General features: G+C 46.4%; 6 protein-coding genes. 4 read left to right on the top strand and 2 right to left on the bottom strand.

Annotated features, from left to right (window positions below; translation table 11 throughout):
* The first annotated feature begins 290 nt into the window (after window positions 1–290).
* A complete protein-coding gene (locus L0156_12735) occupies window positions 291–506 on the top strand; it encodes a hypothetical protein (GenBank protein MCI0603866.1) in 216 nt (71 codons plus the stop codon).
* Window positions 503–1,972 (top strand): hypothetical protein, encoded by a 1,470-nt coding sequence (locus tag L0156_12730; GenBank protein ID MCI0603865.1) that lies wholly within the window; start codon window positions 503–505, stop codon window positions 1,970–1,972. Before L0156_12735 ends, L0156_12730 begins: the two co-directional genes overlap by 4 nt.
* Before the next feature lie 55 nt (window positions 1,973–2,027).
* Here L0156_12730 and L0156_12725 read toward each other — a convergent pair whose 3' ends face one another.
* Both L0156_12725 and L0156_12720 read right to left on the bottom strand, forming a co-directional pair.
* On the bottom strand, window positions 2,028–3,650 hold the full coding sequence (locus tag L0156_12725) for a hypothetical protein (protein MCI0603864.1): 1,623 nt from the start codon (window positions 3,648–3,650) through the stop codon (window positions 2,028–2,030).
* Window positions 3,651–3,743: 93 nt separating this feature from the next.
* Window positions 3,744–5,147 (bottom strand): hypothetical protein, encoded by a 1,404-nt coding sequence (locus L0156_12720; protein ID MCI0603863.1) that lies wholly within the window; start codon window positions 5,145–5,147, stop codon window positions 3,744–3,746.
* Window positions 5,148–5,377: 230 nt separating this feature from the next.
* Here L0156_12720 and L0156_12715 point away from each other — a divergent pair, with 230 nt between their 5' ends.
* Window positions 5,378–6,322, top strand: a complete 945-nt coding sequence (locus tag L0156_12715; GenBank protein ID MCI0603862.1) for a hypothetical protein — start codon at window positions 5,378–5,380, stop codon at window positions 6,320–6,322.
* 172 nt (window positions 6,323–6,494) lie between these two features.
* Window positions 6,495–7,309 (top strand): sulfatase-like hydrolase/transferase (locus L0156_12710; protein MCI0603861.1); only part of this gene is annotated, 815 nt, incomplete at its 3' end.

Below are 7,309 nucleotides of genomic sequence, written 5' to 3'. Positions count from 1 at the left end.
TTTTGAATAAAACTCTTCCGCTCGATCCCGGCCAAATCTCCTGTATCGCGTACAGCCCTCCACAGTGATCATGGAACAAATCTACCAAATTCCCATCGGGTATCAAAGATACCTGCTCGCAACCCACAAATCTACAGTATCCTCTTTATGATGCGGTCTGTGAAAAACTGGAACCGGATACCGTTTTTGTTGTCTATGGCTGGAACGATCACTGGCTCGCATTCGGTCGCCCTGACTCAAAGCGGACGGTTCACCTGTTTGCAGAAAATTTGTACCAGAATATTCGAACTGTGCAAGCACTCCGAAAAACAATGACGTTCTTCAATGTGATCTCTGACAATCCTGTAAGCCAGGTGCGTGTCTCCCTGGATGAGTACCGGGAAAATTTAACGGCCATCTTGAAAGTTTTTCAGCGATCGTCAATCCCGGTGATTTTTGTTACTGCACCAACCTCTCACTATCAGTTGGTGCTTGCCGGGTTTGTGCAAAACAATTTCTTACGATGATTACTCCCGAAACTCGAAAATATTTTCCTTTCCTTTTCATCGCGCTTGTGCTGTTCCCGGTAACGATCCTTTATGCACGCATCCTTCTCGCTCCGTGTGATGACGCCTACATACTGCTTGTTTATGTGCAGAATTTTCTTAAAGGCAACGGTTGGACCTACAACGGAACGAGGGTCGAGGGATTCAGCACAACGCTCTGGCTGGTAATGTTGACCCTCTTCGGGTTCACGCGAATTCCTTTACCAACTCTTGCGCAAATGCTCAGTGTGTTATCCGGTTTACTTTGCCTTCTCGCGACTTACCTGCTTGGAAGAAAAGTATCGCTTGAACCGCAACGGGCAGTTCTAGCATGTTGTCTACTCGCAGCAACAGGGGATTTCACTTTTTACATGGGTACCGGCCTCGAACAAGTGTTCTTCACAGCCGTGGTGGCCTGGTGTGTTGGGCTTTCCATTACCGAAAACCACGCAGCTCTTTTGCGTTCCTTTCACTTCCCGCTTGCGCTTGCAGCAATGATTCTTACAAGACCCGAAGGCGCTCTAATTGCCGCTCTGATTTTGCTCTGGCTGGCAATCTCTACGCGAACACTTTTGCCTGTGATTCGCTGTGGCATCGTTCTTACATTGATGTTGGCGCCCATTTTGATCGCGAAATGGCTGTATTACGGCTACTGGCTTCCCAATACGTATTACGTAAAAAGCCACGCCGGCCTCGCCAATTGGGGAAAGGGAAAAGGGTACGTCCTTTATGCCTTCCATCGATACAATGTGATCGTATGGACATTGTTTTTGCTCTTATTTGTTTCAGTCCTGCAGCGCCGATTCCAGCAGATCCGGCGAGTTTTCCCATTGTTGTTGATCAGCGCCGTTTGGATCATCTCGGTAGTGATTCAGGGAGGGGATAACATGGTTGGACGGCGAGTATTACTGCCCATCCTTCCTCTGGTATATGTTGCGCTGGTGGGTCTTGCTGGTTCTGTCCGTTTTCACTTTGCCGCTGTTTTGACTGTTGCCCTCTGCGCTTTTCTCGTGCACTCCTTCTTTTCGGACAGACCTGTCATAAAGCATATTGAGGGATGGCGGCGCGAGTACGTAACTCGAATGAAAGCCGGCCAGTACTTGCGCAATCACTTTCCGCCAAATACTCTCGTCGCATTGAATGCCGCCGGCATCATTCCTTTCTATTCTGAGCTCCCGACAATCGATATGCTCGGTTTAAACGATCCGTACATTGCGCATCACGGAAAACGAGACCGGAGACTCGACTTCGCGCACCAGGCAGGTGACGGAGCGTATGTTCTTTCGCGCAAACCGCATGTGATTCTCTTTAGCGGCTCCCTGGCAAGATTGCCTTCTCCCAAAGTCATTGGTGACATGGAAATCTGGTCATCAAAGGAATTTCATGAGAATTTTGAAATGCAAAAGTGGCCAGGTATCGGCTTTGCATACGTGAGAAAGTATCGTTGATAACTCCCCCCTTTATAAAGGGGAGAATCACTCTGGAGCCTTGTGTTACACGATACTAGCCGGGCAACTTCTTCGCTCTGTGATTCTTTGCGGACCTAACAAGAAACTCCAGTGAATGTCCGGCATCTTTCCGGACATACTCACCGGAAGGGACATTGACTCTATTGACCTGAGTCATATGCTCTTCGATTGCAATATAGTCTCGCAGAAATCTCGGGTCACTGTAGAAATCGGCCTTGTAGGCCCACCAGCTATGCGCGCGGATAAAAGTTGGTTTTGTTCTCTCAAACACATAGTCGTAGAAAACTGTTTGTTGTTTTCCTAGAGTCCGTGCAATCGTTTTGTCCGTTAATCCGGCCAGATCATAGATGCGAAGATTTAAGTAATACATAGGAGCGCCAACATCCGGAGTGAGAAGCGAAGCTTCCTTAAGGCCCAATGCAGCGGCGTATTTCTCAAACGGTCTATGGTTTTTCACATTGCTCAATAGCGGATAAGTAGGCCTCTTTTTGAACTGCAGGGTGTGGTTGGCAAATCTGACCGCGCTCGCGCCTACGAACACCAGGGCAATGCAGATAGCAAATAACGTTTTCGCTGGATTTTTCCAGCGTGGTACTTCTTTAACAGTCTCACCCAGAGCAAAAAGATAGATGTAAAAAGGCGCAAAAAATGCAGTGGCAAGCCTGTATTCGGGCATCCAATCAACCGGAAGAAGCATATAGCTGCAAGATACAACGAGTAGCATGAGCAGAAGAATAAAATGCTGCCTGGTAAACAATTTTAAAACAGCCATATAGACACTGATTCCGATTATCGAGATCATGAATAGACCGGCACCAGCAAAAATGCTACTAAAAAGTTTATAGAGCTTCGTATATGCTGCCGGCCCGATGAGCAGTAAAGAGATTAAATTCTTGTGATAAGTTGTCGACTTTGCAAAGAACGTGTTTGGGAAAATCTCACCGAAGTAAAAAAACCGGAAAAGAATAAAAATAGCGAATAATATCGTATATATTCCGGCATAGATCAGGCCAGAGCGCATGGCGGTAGCCAGTGGCCGCTTATATACCAACACATCTGCCAGTAAAAAAGCCGGGAACAAGGCAAAGAAGAGTACTCCATCAGGCCGGGTTAGAGCACAAAGAAGAGCTATTACCGCAATGATGACCGGTACTCTTCGCGAGTAGTCAGGATTCAAGCTAAATTGTATTGTCTTCCATAAGAGGAGGGCGGTAAGAAAGGCAAAGAGAGCGTTTTCCAAACCGGATGTCGTCCATACCACAAACGACGTATTGATGCTGAGGAGAGCCAGGATGAACCCGGTACCCAAATTGGGATGCTTTGTAATCAATTTGACAGTTTTATGAACAATGAAAAAGCAAACGAAGACAAGAATTGCGCTAACGATCTTAGGTGTCAAAATTGGGTGGAAAACGTGTGCCTGAAAAAAGGGGGTTAACAAAAGAACCCAGGCGAAATTGGAATAACCTTCCACTGGCGGCACTGCGGGCTGAGATACCAATCCGTGGCCATATGCCAGATTGCGAGCGTAAACAAATGAAATAGCTGCATCATCGACAATCCAATTTCTGAAAAGCAACGCATGAAAAACATAGATGATAAACGGTACGGCAATCGCAAGACATGGACTCCAAAATGTCTTTCGGGTCAATTCCATACTTAAACAAGCATCAGATCACAATGGACTTCGAGCGTCAATTTTGTGAATGATGGGGTAATGTCCCAAAGTTGTGTTGCTGTATTTCCCCCCTTATAAAGGGGGAGACGAAGAGGGGGTTGTCCTATTTGAAGGTTGATCAGGAGCATATTGTTCAAGATCAGAATGGAGTTCGAGCGTCAATTTTCTGAAAAGACGAAACAAGGAAGGTTTCGAAAAAGATTCAGCCAGCTTCTGGTACTCACTGAAGTAACCCTGGTAGTAATGTTGAGATTCTCGTACCGAATCTGAATGTAACGTCGGGATCGAGCCATGCTCCAGAAAAAGCTTCAATCGTAAACAACGTTCCACCCATGAATCTACTTCGAGTTGTTTGTACCAGCCCGGGTCAAGGCAGGTAATGAAAGCACGGCTGGTAGGAAACGGAAGAATGGTTACCGTTTGATCCAGTAGACATCGAACGAACGCTCCCATCGAGGGAGCTGTAATCTGTTCGAAAACATCAGTGCCAAAAGCCAGCGCTCGATTTTGCATCAAATGAGTGTAGTAGAACGGATCGAAGAATCGGAGCATGTAATCGAACATCTTGAAGCTGACGAGGTGAATGGAGCTGCTGGTTTGCCCCAGTTGTCGCTTCAATACTCTAATGCAGTCGTCCAATTCGCCTGGATTTTGCGGAACTGACAGTACAACTATTTTTCTATACTCACCGAGATAAACAGATTGAATGAGCGAATGAAAGGGCTTTAATGCCGTGTCCAGCGAATATGCGTTTTGACTCGAAATTCTCCTGGGTGGAGCAACCTCAGCCTGAATAGGAGCGCCGGGAGGCACAACCATTGATTCCAACCGCTGATTCAGGCTTGCGATTAAAGCACTCAATATCTCGTATGGATTTTCCTTCTTTTCGAAACCATCAGCATTTGCGTAGCGTATGACTTTTTTGGAAATTCGCTGCAATCCCGCGACAACAATCGGATTCATCTGATGCGTGAAAAACCGCCTTTGAAAAAAATTGAAATACTGGAGAAGTGCATGGTTGAAGGAATCCACAAAGTTATCTTCTGGGGTGGCCTTCCTGTTAACTTGTAGATCACCCATAGCGTAAAGGAGTCTCCAGGACTTTGATTCTTTGCCACGGATTGTGAATCTCGTCCAGGAGGAGATCTGTTTCGAATCAAGCAAATCAATTTCACCAAGCATTGGGAAAAATCGTTTAAGACGTTCAACCCGCCGCCAGAACGAAACGGCGAAAGCAAATTCCTCTTCGGCTGTATTTCCGGGCTCAAACAGCACTGTCAGATCAATGTCACTGATGCCGGGTACCCAATCGCTCTCCACGAGTCCATGGCGTAAGTAAACACGTTGGATCTTGGGGAATTCTTTGCAGATATGCAAGAAAGCGCGAACACCCGCGTAATACGGGAAACGGTTCATTGACGAGAAGGGCCAAACGTCATTTGTTTTCAAAACCAGGTTTCTAATGAAATCTTTCATAAAAAATGTTATAAGAACCGGTTACTCTGTTGTTCGAAAAGTATATGCATGATATTGAAAAAACATAAAGAGGTTCACAGAACCGCCCGGGGGTGTTGCCAGAATTGCATTAAAGGCGCTTCCTGGTTTATGATGCAGAAAAATCTCGACCATTGAAAGTTGTCATTTCGAATTTCTCCAAACCGGTAGAGAAAACACTCGATTTCAGATCTTATTGGGCGGAGCATCAGATGCCGCCAAAGCGGAGGAGGGTCTCGCTTTTTGACCAAGCTGTGGATTGGGGATTCCATCTTTACTCTCTGGGCGTTTACATGATGGATGAAGGAATCGCGGACGAGGTGGAATTCTGGGACTATTCAGAGACAAGATCCACCTCATATCACTCAAATGGAATTCTCAGGGTGTTGTTTTACAATCAGGCCGACGTTCTGGCATACCTCGAACGGTTTGGTTACCCTGACTTTCTGATTAATCACGGCCGTTATGGACAAACAATCCTTCCCTATCTGGAAGGAAAGTGCTTTCGTGTTCATGTCCCGGTCCTGTGCGCAAACGATCGCCGTGAAGGCAAAGTGAATGCGGAATGCTTTTTGGTAGATTCTGAGGATGAACTGGATGATTTCTCGGTGCTCTACATTCCGGTCGTAAACACCAGGAAAATCTTTCCTATGAAGTGCGAAAGGAAAAGAGACTTTATCTACCTCGCAGGATTGTTCAAAAGCAAGAGACACGATTTGATCATCCGTGCCGCCCGGGGATCAAGTCTCACAGGCCATTTCCATCCAGTGGATGGATCATTGCTGGATTTAAGCGACACAAACATTACTACGACTCCATTCGATGCTGTTGACATTGTAGATTTGCTGAGAACTTCCAGAATCGCCGTTTATCCGGGCGACAACACTTCGAATCCTGCCGCCATGTGGGAGTGTGTTGCGGCTGGTCTTCCAATTGTTGTCAACGAAAACATTCGCGGTGGAAAGCATCTGGTTGTCCCTGGCGTGACCGGAGAATTTGCAGATGAAGAAAATTTTGGCGATGTCATGAGACACGTCCTTCAGAATCTGGACTCCTACAGGCCCAGAGAATATTTTGAGGAGCACTGGGACACAATCTCCATTCTTCAACGCTATGTCTCCTTCTTTCGCAAAATGGGATGGCAGACATGTTCTTAGTGCACAGGTGAAAAGAAACACTCTAACTAGTACCGTGTAACACATGAATGTTTACTGACTCCTCCCCCTTAATTAAGGCGGAGGTTGGGAGGGGGTTGTTTTTCATATCGAGAGAAGAGAGACAACCCCCTCTAACTCCCCCCTTTATAAGGGGGAGAATCACTTTAGAACCATGTGTTACAGGACACTAGTTGTGGCAAAGCGAGCTTCGCAATTCATGATCTGCGTTTCGTTGACTGCGCTGGTTATCTCCTGCTCCACACCTGCTTCAGACAGCCGGAAAAACGCTTATCGCCTGACTCAGGATCTTGCTTATGCGGAAATAAGAAACGATGAAGGAAGCATCGCATTCTCTGTTGGTCTCCGGAATAGTCCCCGGCTAAAGCTCACAACGCATGCCGAAGGAAGTTCGCCGCTTCCTTCGGACAATCGAGTGACAGTAGAATCCGATTATCCATCTTTTTTGAAGCGCGAGTTTACTGTAAAAGACCCTGAAATCGACCTGTCAGAATTTAAGGATCGGATTGCGCGGATCACATTCTTCACGAGCGGAAATATCAAAAAAGAATTCTTCAGGATGAATCCGGAGATCGAGATCGAGCAGATTCAATCACCTGTGTCTCCAACAGCCGAACTGGAATCGTTTCGGGTTAGACATGGACAGGATAGCGTGATGATTTTTGTTTTTGACGCATTGAATCCTTCCCATCTTGGATGTTACGGTTATCCTAAAAATACCAGTCCTGTGATGGACTCGCTTGCTGATTCAGGGATCGTATGGGAAAGAGCCTTTGCTCCGGCGCCCTATACACTTGCGTCTACAGGAAGCCTGCTCGTGGGCCTTTTTCCTTTGATTCACGGCGTGATCGGAGATGGCGACAAATTACCCGAACAATTCAAGACGATGGCTGAAGTTTTTTTTGATTCAGGGTATGAGACATCAATGTTCTTAGCGACACCCAATGCCACGAAAGTGTTCGGCTACAC

It is taken from the genome of bacterium (assembly GCA_022616075.1).
Lineage (GTDB): Bacteria > Acidobacteriota > HRBIN11 > JAKEFK01 > JAKEFK01 > JAKEFK01.
The sequence above is the reverse complement of the archived record's forward strand: the minus strand, read 5'-3'. Positions and strand labels throughout refer to the sequence as shown.